This window comes from Ruegeria sp. BHSC276 (genome assembly GCF_059612945.1).
The window spans coordinates 627,359-644,901 of the sequence record NZ_JBXWRP010000001.1 but is presented as its reverse complement, the minus strand read 5'-3'; the positions used below and the strand labels follow the sequence as shown (position 1 = coordinate 644,901).

Annotated in this window: 18 protein-coding genes; 17 read left to right on the top strand and 1 reads right to left on the bottom strand. The window is 64.0% G+C overall.

Annotation, left to right across the window (positions count from 1 at the left end):
- Positions 1–30: 30 nt before the first annotated feature.
- The 15 genes from AC2FMD_RS03175 (at position 31) to AC2FMD_RS03105 (ending at position 15,778) form a co-directional block, all read left to right on the top strand.
- Positions 31–1,242, top strand: coding sequence for an ABC transporter substrate-binding protein (locus tag AC2FMD_RS03175; protein WP_496679128.1), 1,212 nt, complete (start codon positions 31–33; stop codon positions 1,240–1,242).
- Between the two features lie 70 nt (positions 1,243–1,312).
- The gene (locus AC2FMD_RS03170; protein ID WP_149774998.1) at positions 1,313–2,335 is read left to right on the top strand and encodes a carbohydrate ABC transporter permease; all 1,023 of its coding nucleotides are present in this window, start codon (positions 1,313–1,315) and stop codon (positions 2,333–2,335) included.
- A 1-nt stretch (position 2,336) separates the two neighbouring features.
- On the top strand, positions 2,337–3,491 hold the full coding sequence (locus AC2FMD_RS03165; RefSeq protein ID WP_496679123.1) for a carbohydrate ABC transporter permease: 1,155 nt from the start codon (positions 2,337–2,339) through the stop codon (positions 3,489–3,491).
- Between the two features lie 130 nt (positions 3,492–3,621).
- Positions 3,622–4,152 carry an ester cyclase gene (locus AC2FMD_RS03160; RefSeq protein WP_496679119.1) on the top strand — a complete coding sequence of 177 codons (531 nt, stop codon included), beginning with the start codon at positions 3,622–3,624 and terminating at the stop codon, positions 4,150–4,152.
- Positions 4,153–4,163: 11 nt separating this feature from the next.
- Positions 4,164–5,492, top strand: a complete 1,329-nt coding sequence (gene hisD / locus AC2FMD_RS03155) for a histidinol dehydrogenase (protein ID WP_170361379.1) — start codon at positions 4,164–4,166, stop codon at positions 5,490–5,492.
- Complete coding sequence (locus AC2FMD_RS03150) at positions 5,489–6,541, top strand: ester cyclase (RefSeq protein WP_496686719.1); 1,053 nt, start codon at positions 5,489–5,491, stop codon at positions 6,539–6,541. The genes hisD and AC2FMD_RS03150 overlap by 4 nt, the downstream gene beginning before the upstream one ends.
- On the top strand, positions 6,541–7,305 hold the full coding sequence (locus AC2FMD_RS03145; protein WP_496686721.1) for an SDR family NAD(P)-dependent oxidoreductase: 765 nt from the start codon (positions 6,541–6,543) through the stop codon (positions 7,303–7,305). Before AC2FMD_RS03150 ends, AC2FMD_RS03145 begins: the two co-directional genes overlap by 1 nt.
- Complete coding sequence (locus tag AC2FMD_RS03140) at positions 7,305–8,348, top strand: LacI family DNA-binding transcriptional regulator (RefSeq protein ID WP_496679113.1); 1,044 nt, start codon at positions 7,305–7,307, stop codon at positions 8,346–8,348. Before AC2FMD_RS03145 ends, AC2FMD_RS03140 begins: the two co-directional genes overlap by 1 nt.
- On the top strand, positions 8,345–9,334 hold the full coding sequence (locus AC2FMD_RS03135; protein WP_496742873.1) for a nuclear transport factor 2 family protein: 990 nt from the start codon (positions 8,345–8,347) through the stop codon (positions 9,332–9,334). The genes AC2FMD_RS03140 and AC2FMD_RS03135 overlap by 4 nt, the downstream gene beginning before the upstream one ends.
- A 155-nt stretch (positions 9,335–9,489) precedes the next feature.
- A complete protein-coding gene (locus AC2FMD_RS03130) occupies positions 9,490–10,449 on the top strand; it encodes a cupin domain-containing protein (protein ID WP_496742875.1) in 960 nt (319 codons plus the stop codon).
- Between the two features lie 19 nt (positions 10,450–10,468).
- Positions 10,469–11,593, top strand: coding sequence for a cobalamin-independent methionine synthase II family protein (locus AC2FMD_RS03125; RefSeq protein WP_496711553.1), 1,125 nt, complete (start codon positions 10,469–10,471; stop codon positions 11,591–11,593).
- Complete coding sequence (locus tag AC2FMD_RS03120; protein ID WP_496742877.1) at positions 11,590–12,282, top strand: alpha/beta fold hydrolase; 693 nt, start codon at positions 11,590–11,592, stop codon at positions 12,280–12,282. Before AC2FMD_RS03125 ends, AC2FMD_RS03120 begins: the two co-directional genes overlap by 4 nt.
- Positions 12,282–12,977 (top strand): RraA family protein, encoded by a 696-nt coding sequence (locus AC2FMD_RS03115; RefSeq protein ID WP_496742878.1) that lies wholly within the window; start codon positions 12,282–12,284, stop codon positions 12,975–12,977. The genes AC2FMD_RS03120 and AC2FMD_RS03115 overlap by 1 nt, the downstream gene beginning before the upstream one ends.
- A 210-nt stretch (positions 12,978–13,187) precedes the next feature.
- Complete coding sequence (locus AC2FMD_RS03110) at positions 13,188–14,561, top strand: bifunctional enoyl-CoA hydratase/phosphate acetyltransferase (RefSeq protein ID WP_496742880.1); 1,374 nt, start codon at positions 13,188–13,190, stop codon at positions 14,559–14,561.
- The gene (locus AC2FMD_RS03105; RefSeq protein ID WP_496742882.1) at positions 14,558–15,778 is read left to right on the top strand and encodes an acetate/propionate family kinase; all 1,221 of its coding nucleotides are present in this window, start codon (positions 14,558–14,560) and stop codon (positions 15,776–15,778) included. Before AC2FMD_RS03110 ends, AC2FMD_RS03105 begins: the two co-directional genes overlap by 4 nt.
- Positions 15,779–16,008: 230 nt before the next feature.
- On the opposite strand, the gene gph is transcribed toward AC2FMD_RS03105, so the two are convergent.
- On the bottom strand, positions 16,009–16,668 hold the full coding sequence (gene gph / locus AC2FMD_RS03100; protein WP_496711548.1) for a phosphoglycolate phosphatase: 660 nt from the start codon (positions 16,666–16,668) through the stop codon (positions 16,009–16,011).
- Positions 16,669–16,877: 209 nt separating this feature from the next.
- On the opposite strand from gph, the gene hemP reads away from it, so the two are divergent.
- Together hemP and AC2FMD_RS03090 are read left to right on the top strand one after the other, a co-directional pair.
- Positions 16,878–17,045 carry a hemin uptake protein HemP gene (gene hemP / locus AC2FMD_RS03095; RefSeq protein WP_005978533.1) on the top strand — a complete coding sequence of 56 codons (168 nt, stop codon included), beginning with the start codon at positions 16,878–16,880 and terminating at the stop codon, positions 17,043–17,045.
- Positions 17,042–17,518: a hypothetical protein gene (locus tag AC2FMD_RS03090; protein WP_496742883.1), complete on the top strand. Its 477-nt coding sequence runs from the start codon at positions 17,042–17,044 to the stop codon at positions 17,516–17,518. Before hemP ends, AC2FMD_RS03090 begins: the two co-directional genes overlap by 4 nt.
- The last annotated feature ends 25 nt before the right edge of the window (positions 17,519–17,543 follow it).

The window sequence follows — 17,543 nt, the reverse complement described above, 5'->3', positions numbered from 1 at the left end:
CGACGGACCGATCCTGACAGGGAGAAACGCATGAAACTCAAGACACTCATACTGGCCGGCGCGATGTCGGTGGCCTCGGGCGCCGCTTGGGCCGCCTGTTCGTTCGAAAACACCGTTCCGCTTAAATCGCTTTCGGCCGGGTTCGAGGCCTGGAAGGCCGCTACCGACGCCATGGCCGAATGCGGCAATTTCAGCGCCTCGCTGGATCAGGAATTCCGCGAGAAGCAACCCGAAGCCTTTGCGGCCAACCCGGCGCTGTACCAGATCGGCGGCGTGTCGAACGCCACGCTGGTACCGCTGCTGAACGCGGGCACCATTCGTCCGCTGGATGATCTGGTTGCCAAATACGGCCAGGACCTGCTGCCGAACCAGTTGATCAAGGTGGACGGCCAGACCATGGCCATCGCCATGATGGTGAACGCCCAGCACCTGATGTACCGCAGCGACATTCTGGCCGATCTGGGCATTGCCGAGCCCAAGACCTATGCCGACGTGCTGGCCGCGGCGGAAAAGATCAAGGAAGCCGGCGTGGTCGAGTATCCGCTGGGCGGCACGTTCAAGACCGGCTGGAACCTGGGTCAGGAATTCGTGAACATGTATCTGGGCGAGGGCGGCGAGTTCTTTGCCGAAGGCAACATGCCCGCGATCAACAACGAACAGGGGGTTCGCGCGCTGGAAACGCTCAAGGCGATGACGGCATATATGGACCCGGAATACCTGGTCTCGGATTCGACATACGTTCAGCAGCAGTTCCAGCAGGGCAAGATCGCCATGGCCAACCTGTGGGCCAGCCGCGCGGCCGCAATGAACGACGAGGCCGAAAGCCAAGTGGTCGGCAAGGTGACGATGGCGGCGGCTCCGTTGGGGTCGGCGGCTCCGGCGACCACGATCTGGTGGGACGGCATGGTTCTGGCCAAGAACATGAGCGACGAGGAAGCCGACGCCGCCTTCCGCGTGATGATGGAAGGCATCGACGCGGAAATGGTGCAGGCCAACAATGACGTCGCAGTCTGGCTGAACCCGGCCTACACGCCCGGTGAACTGGCCGCGGGTGCTGCCGCCTCGGCCGAAGCAGGCGCCAAGCCCTACCCGGCGTCGGGGCCGATGGGCATCATGCACACCGCGCTGGGCAATGGACTGGCCGACTATCTGACCGGTGCCAAGGACGCCCAGACCACCCTGGCCGACATCGAAGCCGACTATCTGACCGCCGCAAAAGAAGCAGGTCTGGTCGGCAACTGATCCGCACGCGGGAGGGGGCCGACCTCCTCCCGCATCTTCCACCACCGAGAACCATGAGAAAGGCAGAGCCATGAATTTCCGGACATTTGCCGCCTTTGTCGGCCCCTCTGTCTTTATGATGCTTCTCTTCATCGCGTTCCCGCTGGTCAGCGTGTTCAAGCAGAGTTTCTATGTCACCCAGCCCATCTACGAGACGGTCGAGGTCGAGACCTGCACGCCCGGCTTCCTGACGCAGACCTGCGTGACCGAAGAAAAGTCTATTCCGAAACTTGATGAACACGGCGAGATCATCACGCAGACCCAGTTTGTCGGGCTGGAAAGCTATCGCAACGTGCTGGAGCCCGAACGGGCCTGGCGCGCGATCAGCGAAGGCAGCTGGAGCGTGCTGTCCACCATCAATTTCTGGAAGGCGCTGCGCTTTACGCTGACCTTCACGTTGATCACCCTGCCGCTGGTGATCGGGTTCGGTTTGGCCATCGCCATCGTCATCAACAACGCCGCGCAGGCGATCCGGGGGCCGGTGATCTTCGTGTCGCTCCTGCCTTTTATCATCACGCCGGTCATCGGTGCCCTGTCGATCAACTGGCTGTTTCGCGGTGACGGCATCCTGACGGCCATGCTGGAATGGTGGCTGAACCGCGACATCGCCCTGTTTGCGCAGGCCTGGACGATCGAGTTGCTGATGATGCTGTACCGCGTCTGGCATGTCGCGCCCTTTGCCGCGATCGTGTTCTATGCCGGTCTTCAGACCGTGAACCAGGACAGCCTTGAAAGCGCAGTTATCGACGGCGCAAGCCGCTGGCAGCGCCTGAAATACATCGTCATCCCGCACCTGATGCCGCTGATCATCTTCGTGTCGATGATTCATCTGATGGACGCATACCGGGTGTTCGAAGAAATCGTCGGCTTCTCGAGCCAAGGCTACGTCATCTCGCTGCAATGGCTGACCTATGACTTCCTCGTGCCGGATCAGGCGGGCAACCGTTCGATCAGCCGGGCCTCGGCCAGCGCCATGCTGACCATGGTCGGAATCGTCATCCTTCTCATCGCACCGCTGCGCCGGACATGGCGCGACCATAAGGGAGGCCACTGACATGTCCTCAAGCGCGCTTCGCCAACCGCTCGGTCTGCGGCTGACATCGAATTTCTTCCTGGCCTTCTGGTGCCTGGTGGCGGCCTTCCCGATCTTCTGGATCACGGTGATGAGCTTCAAGTCGCCGGTGGACGCATTCGACGGCAATGCGCTGAACGTGATCTTCGGTCCGGCTACGCTCGAGACCGGAAAGGGGATCTCGATCCTCGATATCCTGATGGGCATCGCAGTGCTGTGGGCCACCGCGCGCCTGGCCACCAAGACCCTGCCCGAAATGGTGAAGTCCTACACGCGGCCAGGGCAGGCCTGGTTCGGCTGGATCATCGGCGGGCTGGTTCTGGTGCTGGGTTTTCTGCTGGTGTTCTTCATTGTTCTGCCGGCCATTCTGAACGTGCTGAACCCACTGTTCGGCCCGCTGGGGCGCGACGTGTTGGGCCTGACGACCGAGCACTACAAGACCGTTTGGATCGACCGCGGCTTTTCCAACAACTTCAAGAACTCGCTGATCGTTACCGCGGGCGTCGTGACCGTGTCGCTGACAGTGGGCACGCTGGCGGGCTATGGGCTGGCGCGGTCCGGCTCGACGCTTGCGTTCTGGATCCTGATCGTCGCGTTGGTGTTCCGCGCGCTGCCGCACTCTGTTCTGGTGGCGGGCTATCTGCCGGTCTTCATCAACTCGGCCGAATGGCTGCGCCCGATCCTGGGGGAAAACGCGCCCACGCTGTACGGCAAGCCCTTTGCCGTGATCGCGGTTCTGGTGGCGATCAACCAGCCCTTTACCATCTGGATGCTGCGGTCGTTCTTCCAGAACATCCCGGCCGAGCTGGACGAAGCCGCGCGCGTGGATGGCTGCAACCACTTCCAGGCCTTCCGCCGGGTGATCATGCCCGTGATGTGGCCGGGCGTCATCACCACCGGGCTGTTCAGCTTCCTGCTGGCCTACAACGACTTTCTGGTGACCTCGCTGCTGCTGGACGCGCAGAACCAGACCATGGTTCCCGCCATCGCCGGCATGTTCAACCGCGAAACCACCACCACCGACCAGGTCGTCGCCGTGGCCGCCGCCGTGTCGATCACCGCGCCGCTCTTCTTCCTGGTCATGATCTTCCAGCGCCAGATCGTCAGCGGACTGACCGCCGGCGCGGTCAAGGGCTGATGAGCCGCCGGTTCCGCCATAACGCCCTGACGCGCCACCCGGCGCTAAACAGGTTGCCAAGGGATTTTCCCGGGTTTGGGGGCATGCTCCCCCGATCCCCAATCCCTGACAATCTGACAAGGACAAGACGATGAAAGGTTCCCGACCTGAACAAGCGGTTCTGACCCGCGACACCGACCTGACCAAGACCGAAGACACGCGCCGCGTGATCGAAGCCATGGTCGACGGCCTGAATGACCACCGCATCAACGACATTGGCGAGTTCTTCGCCGAAGGGTTCCGCTGGATGGGCAACCAAGGCTGCGGCACGAAGAACGGTCTGCAAGAGTTTCAGGACAACTGGCAGCGCCCCTTCCAGGCCGCGTTTTCCGACAAGGTCTGCATCGACGAGGCGCGGCTCTACATGGGCGAATGGGCCGCGGCCTTTGGCCGGCAGGAGGCGACCCATTCGGGTGAATTTCTGGGCATTCCGCCCACCGGCAAGCGGGTCGAGATCCGCTACATGGATTTCTGGAAAGTGGTCGACGGCAAGATCGTCGACAATTGGGTGAACGTCGACTTCGCCCATGTCGCCGCGCAGCTGGGCGTCGACCTCTTCCAGGGCCACGGCTGGGAAGCATATGACCGGGGCGAGAAAATTCCGCCCCGTCCCGACAACTGAGGATCAAGACAATGGCAATCGAGTATCTCAAACGCGGCAAGTCCGACGCAGACCGGGCCGAGGATGACGCCAAGACCCGCGCCGTGGTCGAGGCAACCCTGAAGGATATCGAAACCCGTGGCGACGCCGCCGTACGCGAGCTGAGCGAGAAGTTCGACAACTATTCGCCCGCCTCGTTCCGCCTGTCGCAACAGGAGATCGACGACCTGATCGCTCAGCTGTCAGACCGTGAGCTGGCCGACATCAAGTTCGCGCAGGAGCAGGTGATGAACTTTGCCCGCGCGCAACGCGCCTCGATGACAGATATCGAGGTCGAGACCCTGCCGGGCGTGATCCTGGGCCACAAGAACATCCCCGTGCAGTCGGTCGGGTGCTATGTGCCCGGCGGCAAGTTCCCGATGGTGGCTTCGGCTCATATGTCAGTGGCCACGGCCAGCGTTGCGGGTGTGCCGCGCATCATCGCCTGCACCCCTCCGTTCCAGGGCAAGCCGAATCCGGCGGTGATCGCCGCCATGCATCTGGGCGGCGCGCACGAGATCTATGTCATGGGCGGTATTCAGGCGATCGGCGCGATGGCGCTGGGTACCGAAACGATCGACCCGGTGCACATGCTGGTCGGCCCCGGCAACGCCTTCGTGGCCGAGGCCAAGCGCCAGCTGTTCGGCCGCGTCGGCATCGACCTGTTCGCCGGCCCGACCGAGACCATGGTGATCGCCGACGAAACCGTCGATGCCGAGATCTGCGCCACTGACCTGCTGGGGCAGGCCGAACACGGCTACAACTCGCCCGCGGTTTTGGTCACCAACTCGCGCAAGCTGGCCGAGGAGACGCTGTCCGAGATCGACCGCCTGCTGGGCATCCTGCCGACGGCTGACACCGCGCGGGTCAGCTGGCAGGATTATGGCGAGGTGATCCTGTGCGACAGCTATGACGAGATGCTGCAGGTCGCCGACGAGATCGCCTCGGAGCATGTTCAGGTGATGACCGATCGCGATGACTGGTTCCTGGACAACATGACCTGCTATGGCGCGCTGTTCCTGGGGCCGCGTACCAACGTGTCGAACGGTGACAAGGTGATCGGCACCAACCACACTCTGCCGACCAAGAAGGCCGGGCGTTATACCGGCGGCTTGTGGGTTGGCAAATTCCTGAAGACCCACAGCTATCAGAAAATCCTGACCGACGAGGCGGCAACCCTGATCGGCGAGTACGGCTCGCGCCTGTGTCTGCTGGAAGGGTTCGTGGGCCATGCCGAACAATGTAACGTACGGGTGCGCCGCTATGGCGGCATCAACGTGCCGTATGGCGCACCGGCCCCATACCGGGATGCCGCCGAATGAGTGACAAGCATACGCAGCACAAGGCGCTGATCGCGCCGCTTCGGGCGGCGATGTATGATTTCGACGAAGCCGGTGTGCGGGACGCGCTGGCGCAGGTGAGCGCGCCCGACGCCCTGTTCCGCCTGTGCCATCCTTTCGGTGACAGCACCGGCAGCGAGGCGTTCTACGATCTGGCCTACAAGGGCCTGCTGGATGCCTGGCCGGACCTCGAGCGGCGCGACTATATCGTGATGGCCGGACCGGACGAGTTTGGCGCCGACTGGGTCGGCTGCGGCGGCTACTATACCGGAACCTTCACCGGTCCATGGCTGGACATCCCGCCCACCGGCCATCAGGTGACCATGCGGTTTCACGAGTTCTACCGGTTCGAGAACGGCCGGATCGTCGAAATGCAGGCCCTGTGGGACATCCCCGAGGTAATGATGCAGGCCCGCGCATGGCCGATGGCGCCCAGCCTGGGACGCGAATGGCATGTGCCCGGCCCGGCCACGCAGGACGGTCTGGTGCCGGGGCCCTACGACACCGACAAGGGCCGCGCCACCTGCCAACACATCATCGACATGCTGGAACATCTGAAAAAGCACCCCTCACAGGGCGGGCCCGAGGTGATGGAGATGGAGCGGTTCTGGCATCCGCGCATGAACTGGTACGGGCCTTCGGGCATCGGCACCGGGCGCGGCTATGCCGGGTTCCGTAATTGGCACCAGATCCCGTTCCTGAACGGAATGCCGGATCGCGGGCAATATGTCGACGACATCACCTATCATTTCTTCGGCGATGGCGACTATGCGGCAGTGACGGGCTGGCCCAACATGATCCAGACCGTCACCCATGACGGGTGGATGGGCATCGCGCCTTCGGGCAAGCGGATCACCATGCGCAGCCTCGATTTCTGGCGGCTGGAGAACGGACGGATCCGCGAAAACTGGGTTCTGGTCGATCTTCTGGACGCCTATGCGCAGCTTGGCGTTGACGTCTTTGCCCGCCTGCGGGAATTCAACAAGGCCCGGAACCTGGGCCGCATTGAAACCCCGGATGGAATGAGCTGATGACCCAACTGCCCCGCACCCCTTCGTTCTCGCTGAGCGGCAAGACCGCGTTGGTCACCGGCGCATCTTCGGGCATCGGATTGGGGTGCGCTGTCGCCCTGGCCGAGGCCGGCGCGCATGTGGTCTGCGCCGCGCGCGGGGCCGAGCGGCTGAACGAAGCGGTGTCCGCCCTGCAGGCGCAGGGCTGGTCGGCCGAGGGGCGGGTGCTGGATCAGAGCGACCTGACCGCGTTGCAGGCGCTGTTCGCCGCGCAAGCCTTTGACGTGGTGGTGAACTCGGCCGGGACCGCGCGGCACGGGCCAGCCGTCGAAACCACGCCCGAGGATTTCGACGCGGTCACGAGTGTCAATCTGCGCTCGGCCTATTTCCTTTCGGCCTATGCCGCAAAGGCGCTGATGGCGGCCGGGCGGCCTGGTTCGATCATCCATATCTCCAGTCAGATGGGCCATGTCGGCGGCATCGACCGGGCGCTGTATTGCGCGACCAAGCACGGGCTGGAAGGCATGGTCAAGGCGATGGCGATCGAATGGGGCAAGCAGGGCGTCCGCATCAACACGGTCTGCCCGACCTTCATCCGAACCCCGCTTACGCAATCGACCTTCGACAACCCCGAACGCGCGGCCTGGATCATGGACAAGATCAAGCTGAACCGCGTAGGCGAGGTCGAGGACATCATGGGCGCGGTTCTCTATCTTGCGTCCGACGCCTCGGGGCTGGTCACCGGCACGTCGATGCTGATCGACGGCGGATGGACGGCAGACTGATGGCTGACAAGGTCACATCGCTTCAGGTCGCGCAACTGGCCGGCGTCAGCCAGTCGGCGGTCAGCCGGGTGTTCACGCCCGGCGCTTCGGTCAGCAAGAAGACCGAGGAAAAGGTGCGCAAGGCGGCGGCCGAACTGGGCTATCGTCCCAACGTGCTGGCCCGGGCGATGGTGTCGGGCAAAAGCCGGATCATCGGCCTGGTGGTCGGCTACCTGGACAACTACTTCTATCCCGAGGCGTTGGAGAAACTGTCGAACCGCCTGCAAGAGCATGGCTATCACGTGCTGATCTTCATGGCCTCGCGCTCGGCCGGAAACATCGACGACGTGATGGAAGAGATCCTCGATTATCAGGTGGACGGGGTCATTCTGGCCTCGGTGCCGATGTCGTCGGATATCGCCACCCGCTGCCAGCAGGCGGGCGTTCCGGTGGTGCTGTTCAACCGCAGCCAGGATATCGAGGGCATCACCACCGTGACCTCGGACAACTATGCCGGCGGCCGCAAGGTGGCCGAGTTTCTACTGGCGGGCGGGCACCAGCGCATCGCCTACATCGCGGGCTGGCAGGGTGCTTCGACCCAGCGCGACCGCGAGGCGGGATTCCGCGCCGCGCTGGCCGCCGCCGGCCAAAGCCTGTTTGCCCATGACACTGGCGATTTCCACACCGAAAACGCCCGGCAAGCCGCCCGCCGCATGTTCGACGTGGCGCCCGAGGCGCGCCCGGATGCCGTGTTCGTGGCCAATGACCACATGGCGCTGGCGGTGATGGACGTAATCCGGTTCGAACTGGGCCTGCGCATCCCCGAGGATGTCTCGGTCATCGGCTACGACGATGTGCCGCCCGCTGGCTGGCCGGCCTACAACCTGACCACGATCCGTCAGCGCGCCAACCTGATGGTGGCCGAAACGGTGACCGCTTTGCTTGATCACATTGAAAACCCAAAGGACGCCGCCCCCCGCAAGGTTGCCATCGACGGACCTCTCGTCGTGCGGACCTCGGCGCGGCTGCCCAAGGGGTGGACCCCCAAAAGGACTGACTCATGAAAGGCTTCGATCCCAAGTTCAAGGATTTCCCTGACTATATCATCGGCATCACCAAGGAGATCTGGGAAGACCGCGGCATCGCCACGCTGCACGACTATTACAGCCCCGACATCGTGGTGCGGTCGCCCGCCTCAGTGGTGCTGGGCAACCAGAACGTCATCGGCGCTACGATGGCGACCCTGGCCGAGTTTCCAGACCGGCAGCTGCTGGGCGAGGACGTTATCTGGTCGGGCACGCCCGAGGACGGCATGCTGAGCTCGCACCGGATCATCTCGACCGCCACGCATCTGGGCGACGGGGTCTATGGCAAGGCCACGGGGACCAAGCTGCGCTATCGGATTCTGGCCGACTGCCACGCGATCGACAATCAGATCAACGATGAATGGCTGATCCGCGATCAGGGCGCGATCGTGCGCCAGATGGGTTGGGACCCCAAGGAATACGCTGCCGACCTCATCGCGCGCGAGGGCGGGCCGCAGAACTGCGTCAAACCCCTGTCGCCCGACACCGACCAGCCAGGCCCTTACACGGGCAGTGGCAACGACAACGAATGGGGCCAGCGCTATGCCGACATCCTGACCCGGATCATGGGCGCCGACATGGGCGTGATCGGGGCCGAATACGACCGCGCGGTGCAGTCCGAATATGTCGGCGGCCTGACGGGGCACGGCTGGGATGCGGTGGACCGGTTCTGGATGGGGCTGCGCGCCAGTTTCCCCAATGCGGAGTTCCGCATCGAGCACCAGATCGGCCGCGACGATCCCAACATGCCGCCTCGCGCCGCGATCCGCTGGAGCCTGTGGGGCAAGCATGACGGCTGGGGCGTTTTCGGCGCGCCGACCGGGGCGCAGGTCTATGTGCTGGGCATCAGCCATGCCGAGTTCGGCGCGTTGATCACCGGCCAACCCAGGCTGCGCCGCGAATACACGCTGTTCGATGAAACCGCCGTGTGGAAGCAGATCCTGCTGCAGACGGGCGAGGCCTGATGCTCAGACCGTGGCCATACCGGCTGAACCACAGCCAGGCTGCGCGACGGTTCCATGCCCATCGCGCCTCGCTGCGGGCGCGGCGTCTGAACCTGCGGCCACCGGGTTGAACGGAGTCTCTTCCCATCGTTCAACCCAATCACAGGAGCCCAAAAATGACTCAGCTTGAAACCCGTATCGTCCGCTATGGCGAACTAAAGCCCTGCAAGACCGCCTTCATCGACGCCCACACGCCCGGCTCGGATCAGAAGGAGAATTTCACCATAATCGGCGGCGGCGTCTCGGAAAGCCCCGATCAGCATGTCCACATCCGCGACACGCCCGGCTTCAACATCGGCGCCGCGGGCCAGCCGCCCAAATGCCGCAACTCGCTGCACAGCCATACCACCGCCGAGGTGTTCTTTGTCCTCAAGGGGCGGTGGCGCTTCTTCTGGGGCCGCTGGGGCGACGCCGGCGAAGTCGTGCTGGAGGAAGGCGACATCTTCAACATTCCCACCGGTATCTTCCGCGGCTTTGAAAATATCGGCACAGATTACGGGATGATCATGGCCATCCTGGGGGGCGACGATGCCGGCGGCGGCGTAACCTGGGCGCCGCAGGTCATTCAGGACGCCTCGGCCCATGGTCTGGTGCTGGGCGAAAACGGGGTGCTGTACGACACCAAGAAGGGCGAGAGCCTGCCCGACGGCGTCGACCCCATGCCGCTGTTGACCGAAGAGGAGCTGAAGGCCTTCCCCGAGGTTCCGGTGCAGAACGTGGTGCGCGACTATGTGGCCCGCTACTGGGACCTGATGGCGCTGGCCGCCAAGGCACCGGCCAGGGTGATCGGCCCCGATGCCTTACTGAAGGACCGCCCCGGTTTCGAGGTCGAATTCCTGACCCGTGGTTCGTTGGGGGCAGGGAAGGTCACGCCCGAGAAGCACACCGTGCTGATGCCCGTGCGCGGCCACTGGCTGCTGTGCACCGACGAGGCCGAGGCGATCCTGAATCCCGGCGACACCTGCCTGCTGAACCCGGGCGAGGCCTATACGCTTGAGCCGTCGATGACCGGCGAGGCCAGCCTGTATCGCGTCGTGGCCACCGATGATACGGCCGGCGCAACCTGGACCGGCTAGTAACGAAAGGAGAGCCCGCATGACACGGATACTGACAACCCATGTGGGCTCGTTGCCCCGCACGCAGGAGGTGGTGGATTTCATCTTCGCCCGCGAACGGGGCGAACCCTATGATGCCGCCGCATTCGATGCCTGCATGACCCGGGCCGTTTCCGAAACGGTGCGAAAACAGGTCGAGGCCGGGGTCGATATCGTCAGCGACGGCGAGACCTCCAAGATCTCGTACGCGACCTATGTCAAGGATCGCTACACCGGCTTTTCCGGGGACAGCCCGCGCAACGCGCCCGCCGACCTGAAGATGTTCCCCAGCTTTCTGCAACGGCTGGCGGATGAGGGCGGCACCCCGCAATACGCCCGTCCGCAATGCACGGGCGAGGTGCGGTCCAAGGGGCAGGATGAGCTGAACAAGGACATCGCCAACCTGAAATCGGCCATGGCGCAGCACGGGGTCGAGCGTGGGTTCATGAACGCAGCCTCGCCGGGCGTGATCTCGCTGTTCCTGCAGAACGCGCATTACCCCACGCGCGAGGCATATCTGGCCGCGCTGGCCGATGCGATGAAGGACGAATACGAAACCATCGTGGCTGCCGGGCTAGATCTGCAGCTCGATTGCCCCGACCTGGCCCTGTCGCGCCACATGCTGTTCACCGACCTGTCGGATGATGAGTTCGTCAAGGTCGCCAACCTGCATGTCGAAGCGCTAAACCACGCCCTGCAGAACGTACCACAGGACCGCGTGCGCGTGCATATCTGCTGGGGCAACTACGAAGGCCCGCATTGCTGCGACATCGCCATGGACAAGGTGTTCTCGACGCTGATGGCGACCAGGTCCCGCTATGTCCTGTTCGAAACCTCGAACCCGCGCCACGCCCATGAATGGACCGTGTTTCGTGACCGCAGGGCCGAGATCCCCGACGACAAGATCCTGGTGCCGGGGGTCGTGGACACCACCACCAATTTTGTCGAACACCCCGAACTGGTCGCGCAGCGGATCCGCCGCTTCACCGAGATCGTGGGCGCCGACCGCGTGATCGCCGGCAGCGATTGCGGGTTCGGCACCTTCGCCGGGTTCGGGGCCGTCGATCCGCAGATCGCCTATGCCAAACTGGCCGCCCTGGCCGAGGGGGCGGCGCTGGTCAAATGACCCCGCTGGTTTTGCTGCCCGGCATGATGTGCGACGCGCGCCTGTTCGCCCCGCAGATCGCGGCGCTGTCGGGCACAACCCCGCTGATCAGCGTGCCGCTGACGGGCCATGACAGTGTTGAGGCGCTGGCCGCCGATGTGCTGGCCTGCACCCCCGGACGGTTTGCGCTGGCCGGCCTGTCCATGGGCGGCATCGTCGCGATGGAGGTCCTGCGTCAGGCGCCGGACCGGGTCGCGCGGTTGGCGCTGCTCGACACCAACCCGCTGGCCGAACGGCCCGAAGTCAAGGCCCGTCGCATCCCCCAGATGGCGGCGGTCGAACGGGGCGAGCTGTGGCGCGTGATGCGCGACGAGATGAAACCGAACTATTTGGCCGATGGCCCGCGTCAAGGCGCGATTCTCGATCTGTGCATGGCGATGGCCATGGATCTTGGTCCGGGCGTCTTTCTGCGCCAGTCCCGCGCCCTGATGGATCGCCCGGATCAGACCGAGACGCTGCGGTCTTTCGCAGGACCGTCGCTGGTTCTGTGCGGGCGGCAGGACGGGTTATGCCCGGTCGAGCGGCACGAGCTGATGCACGGTCTGCTGCCCAACGGCACGCTGTCGGTGATCGAGGGCGCGGGGCATCTGCCGACGCTCGAGCAACCCGACGAAACAACGGCGGCCCTGCGCCGCTGGCTGGAGGAATGATGACACCGTCCCTTTTGACCCTGCTGCGCCAGGTCGACACCCCCACCGTCTGCAACGCGATCGAGTTCGCACAGGGCAAGCGCGGCTTTGACGGGTTCACGCGCGGCACCATGGTGTGTTCGGCCCCGACCGAGCCGCCGGTCGTGGGCTTTGCCCGCACCGCAAAAATCGCCGCGGTGCATCCGCCGACCGAGGCGCCCGAGGTCATCCGCCAGCGCCGGATGGCCTATTATGAGTACATGGCAGCGGCCCCGTCGCCTTCGGTCGCGGTGATCGAAGACCTCGACTTTCCCGATTGCATCGGCGCCTATTGGGGCGAAATCAACACCACGGTCCACAAAGGGTTCGGCCTGTCAGGAGCGTTGACCAACGGCGTTATGCGCGATCTGGGTGACTTGCCGGCGGGCTTTCCAGTGATTGCGGGATCGATTGGCCCCAGCCATGGCTTTGTCCACGTCCGCGAGATCGACACGCCGGTTTCCATTTTCGGTCTGACGGTCCGGCCCGGCGACTTGGTGCATGCGGATCGTCACGGCGCGGTGGTCGTGCCCGCCGAAGTCATCGACCGGCTGGAGGACGCCATCGGGCGCTTGATTCAAACCGAACGCATCATTCTGGATGCAGCCTGCCAACCGGGCTTCGATTTCGAAGCCTTTCAGCAGGCGTGGGCCGCGTTCGAAAAGTCGCGGGTCTGAAACCAACCGCCCGCGGCGGACCATGGCCCGCCGGGTTCTGCCGATATTCTGACGGTTTGCCGGAAGACGACGCGCGTCGGGCGGTGTAGATCGGGAAAGGTTGGACTTTTCCACCGCATTCCCTCAGGGTCCGGTCGGAAACACCGCGGGCGCCCTTGACGGCGGCTTACACCGCATTTCACACCGGACCGGCGGAGCAGAGAGCATCAGATGCGATACGACACCAAGCCCTATGACCAGATCCAGGTCGGAGAGACCGCCGAACTCGAACGCGTGTGCAGCGATGACGATCTGTTGGCTTTTGCCGCGGCCTGCGGCGATCACGGCGCGTTGCATTCCGCCTTGCCCGAAAGCGGCAAGCTGGTTGCGCCTCCGGCCTTTGTCGGCGGGCTGGTTTCGGCGGTCGTGGGCAATCTTTTGCCCGGCTTGGGTGCGGTTCAGAAATTCTGCACCTTCGACCTGGCGACGCCCGCCGCCGCAGGAGACGCGTTGCTGGCCCGAGCGACCGTGGCCGAAAAGCGCCCGAACCGCGAGGTGCTGCTGGAGGTCGCCGTGACTCGTCCGAGCGATGGCGCCTTGATCCTGTCAGGCCAGGTCGTGGCGGTCGCGCCGGACCGCCCCGTGCCGGTCGACGGGATCGAAACGCCAAGAGTTGTCGTTCTGCGTCACCGTCACTTCGATGCGTTGGTGCAGAAATCCCGGCCGCTCGACCCCATTCCGACGGCGGTTGCCGCCCCCGAGGACGCCAATTCGTTGGGCGGGGCCATGCTGGCGGCGCGCGAAACGATCATCCATCCCATTCTGGTCGGCGACCCGGCCAAGATCCGTGCGGCCGCGCAAGAGCTTGGCGTCACGCTGAACGGCGTCGAGATCGTCGAGGCCGCCTCGCATGCCCATGCGGCCAGCCTGGCTGTTGACCTGGTGGCGGATGGCCGCGCCCGGGCGCTGATGAAAGGTCATCTTCATACCGACGATCTGTTGCGGGCGGCCCTTCGGCGCGAGCGCGGCCTGCGGGCTGGAAGGCGCTTCACGCATGTCTTCGTCATGGATGTGCCCGGCCAGCCGCACCCGATCCTGATCACCGATGCGGCGATCAACATCGCGCCGGATCTGGAGACCAAAGTGGACATCACCCAGAACGCAATCGACCTTGCCAGGTCGCTGGGCTTCGCGACGCCCAAGGTGGCCGTGCTTTCGGCGGTCGAGACGGTGAATCCTGCGATTCCATCCTCGGTCGACGCGGCGCTGCTGTCGAAGATGGCGGACCGCGGGCAGATCACGGGTGGTCTGGTCGAGGGGCCGTTGGCCATGGACAACGCCGTCAGCCTGGACGCGGCCCGCACCAAGGGCATCATGTCGCCGGTGGCCGGGCAGGCCGAGATCCTGGTCGTGCCCAATCTGGATGCGGGGAACATGCTGGCCAAGCAACTGGCCTATGTCGCCAACGGAAAGGCTGCCGGGGTCGTTTTGGGTGCCCGGGTGCCGATCATTCTCAACAGCAGGTCCGACGACGACAAGGCCCGTTTGGCATCATGCGCCATCGCCGCCCTGCATGCGGCCCGGACCAGAGGCGTTGTCACATGAGCCATGTGGTCACCCTGAACGCCGGCTCGTCTTCGCTGAAATTCAGCCTGTTCACGCTGCACAAGGATGACCCGGTGGCGATCTGCACCGGCGCGGTCGAGCGCATCGGTAGCCCCGAGCCGACCATCGCAGCCAAGACATCGGATGGCCGGGTCCTCGGAGGCGACGAGGTCGGGCCCATCGCGGATCACATGGCGGCGATGAACCGGGTTCTGGATCTGTTGACCCAATGGTTTCCAAAGGCCGAAATCGTGGCCGTCGGGCATCGTATCGTCCATGGCGGACCAGAGCATGATCGCCCAATTCAGCTGACACCAGACAGCCTGCGCGCGCTGGAAGATCTGGCGCCCTTCGCGCCGCTGCATCAACCCTACAACCTGCAAGGGGTGCGCGCCGCGATCGAGCGTTTTCCCCAGGCAGTTCAGGTCGCCTGTTTCGACACGGCCTTTCACCGACACCATCCGTGGGTGAACGATACCTTTGCACTGCCGACCGAATATTACGACATGGGCGTGCGGCGCTATGGGTTCCACGGGCTCAGCTATGAATACATCGCAGACCATCTGGCCAAGACCGCGCCTCTTTTGCATGGGGGGCGGGTGATCGTGGCCCATCTGGGCAATGGCGCGTCGATGTGCGGCTTGATCCATGGGCGTTCGGTGGGGTCCAGCATGGGCTTTACGGCTCTGGACGGCCTGCCCATGGGGACCCGCTGCGGTCAGCTTGACCCGGGCGTTGTGCTGTATCTGATGCAGCAGAAAGGCATGACTGCGGACGAAATCACCGAGTTGCTGTATTGCAAGTCGGGTCTGCTTGGCCTGTCCGGCCTGTCCAACGACATGCGCACGCTCGAGCAGGCGGATACCGGGGCCGCGCGCCGCGCCATCAGCTATTTCAACTTTCGCGCCCGGCGCGAGATGGGTGCCCTGGCCGCAGTTCTGGGCGGGCTGGATGCGGTGGTGTTCACCGGCGGGATCGGCGAAAATTCGGCGCTGGTCCGTGAACGCATCTGCGTCAACATGGGCTGGCTGGGAATCGAACTGGACCATGACGCCAATACCGAGCATGCGCGGATAATTTCGACGCCCTTGTCGCGGGTTCAAGTCATGGTGATTCCCACCAACGAAGAATTGGTGATCGCCCGTGCAGCCGCGCGGTTCGTCTATCCTCACATGTACGAGGCGCTTTTAGATAAAGCAGCGGCCGGGACAGTCTGAATCGACGCGTCAAACGCAATCAAAACGCCTTGGATCGTCAAAAAAATGTCGGGACTACGGGAAACCCCCAATTTCGGCGGGGCTGCGCCCGGGCTAGTGTCTGATTAACCAAGGTTGAACTTGGCCTACCACTTTCCCCGCGAGGGGCTGGCCACCTACCCCCTCGGCCGGCCCCTCGAAATTCTTGACGATCGCGATCTGATTGTGCCCCAGGGTTGGGCTTGTTCGGACTACGCCGTGAATTGCGACTGGATCAGTTGGGGCAGGTCGAGAAATTCGTCAAACGTGGAATGATGCGGGATCCGAGCGACTGGCGATTTCCGGTAGCCGCGGGAAAACAGCAGAAACGGCACGTTTGCCCTCTGCGCGGTTTCCGCATCAACCTCGCTGTCGCCGACGAATATTCTGACCGGATGCTGGCCCAAAGCGTCGAATGCGGCGTTCAGATGATCGGGGTCGGGCTTGCGCACGGGCAAGCTGTCACCGCCGATCACCGCGTCGAAGTAGGGCTCCAGATTCAGCGCCTGCAGAATGTGTCGTGCCGGTGCCTCGGGCTTGTTGGTGCACAGACCCAAGGACATGCCCGCCTGCCGTAGGGCTTCCAACGCCTCTTGCACCCCTGGATAGGAACGCGTCCGTGAGCTGGACGCGTTTGTATAGTGGCGCAGGGTCGCCTGGGTCAGTTTACCGTGCCTGTTCATGTCCATGTCGCAATGGACCATCACCCGCTCTACCAGCTTGGGCAGGCCATTGCCGACGAATCCTCGGATCGTTTCTTCGGGCAGGGGCGCAAGGCCCTGATCGGCCAGCATCCGGTTTGCCGCCGCCGCGATGTCGGCCAGGCTGTCCACCAGCGTGCCGTCCAGATCAAACACGATTGCCGCCGTCATCCTTGTCCCTTCCGTCGGTCATCCGCCCCGGCCTAGCGGGCCTGCCGATGGGGCGCAACGGTTCGGTTGAAAAACCGGCTCTTGACATACCTTAGTATTTTTATCAGATTAAGAGCGTAAACGCATAGCCAACCCGGCGCCGGGCCAGCCAAATCCATGAAAACCGAACGGAAAAGGCGCTTTGCCTGAACACAACCGGAGATGACCCGATGAACGCGCAGAACCCGAATCCGACCCAAGCCTATGCCGTTTCGATGCTGCCGGCCCACAAGGCCGAGGATCTGACCCAGGGCGGCAACCTGGCCCATATCGAGCTGGGCGACCAACTTTACACCCTGCGCATCACCCGCGCGGGCAAATTGATCTTGACGAAATGAGCGGCGCATCCACCCGGGGCGGCGCCCCGGTCGGGCGGCTGGCGGATCTGACTCCGATCGAGGCTGGCGCCGTCATGTATCTGCGGATGTGGAGTGACGGTGCCGCCGGCCGTGCCGACGCGGCGCATGATTTCGACGTCGCGCTGGGCGCCGATCATGGGCAGCTGGCTATGCTGGCGCTGGATCGTCTGTGCAGCCTGTGCGCCCATCACGGCCGCCGCCCCCTGATCCGGCACGAGTTGGGTTGCGCCTGTCTAGGCGCGGACGAAAGCTGTTTCGCGCAGATGATCGCCGCGGCCTCGGAAGGGGCGCGCGAGGATGCGATGATGCTGGCGGCCTTGATCGTACGCCCCGATTTCGCACCCGCGCTGGCGTCGCTGTCCGAACAGTTCGGGCTGGCTCTGCGGCGTATGACTGCGGACTTCCCGCTACCGTCCACCGGCCATCAGATCCCCTCGGCCGTGCTGCATTGACAGCGCGGTCAACTGCCTGGCCGAA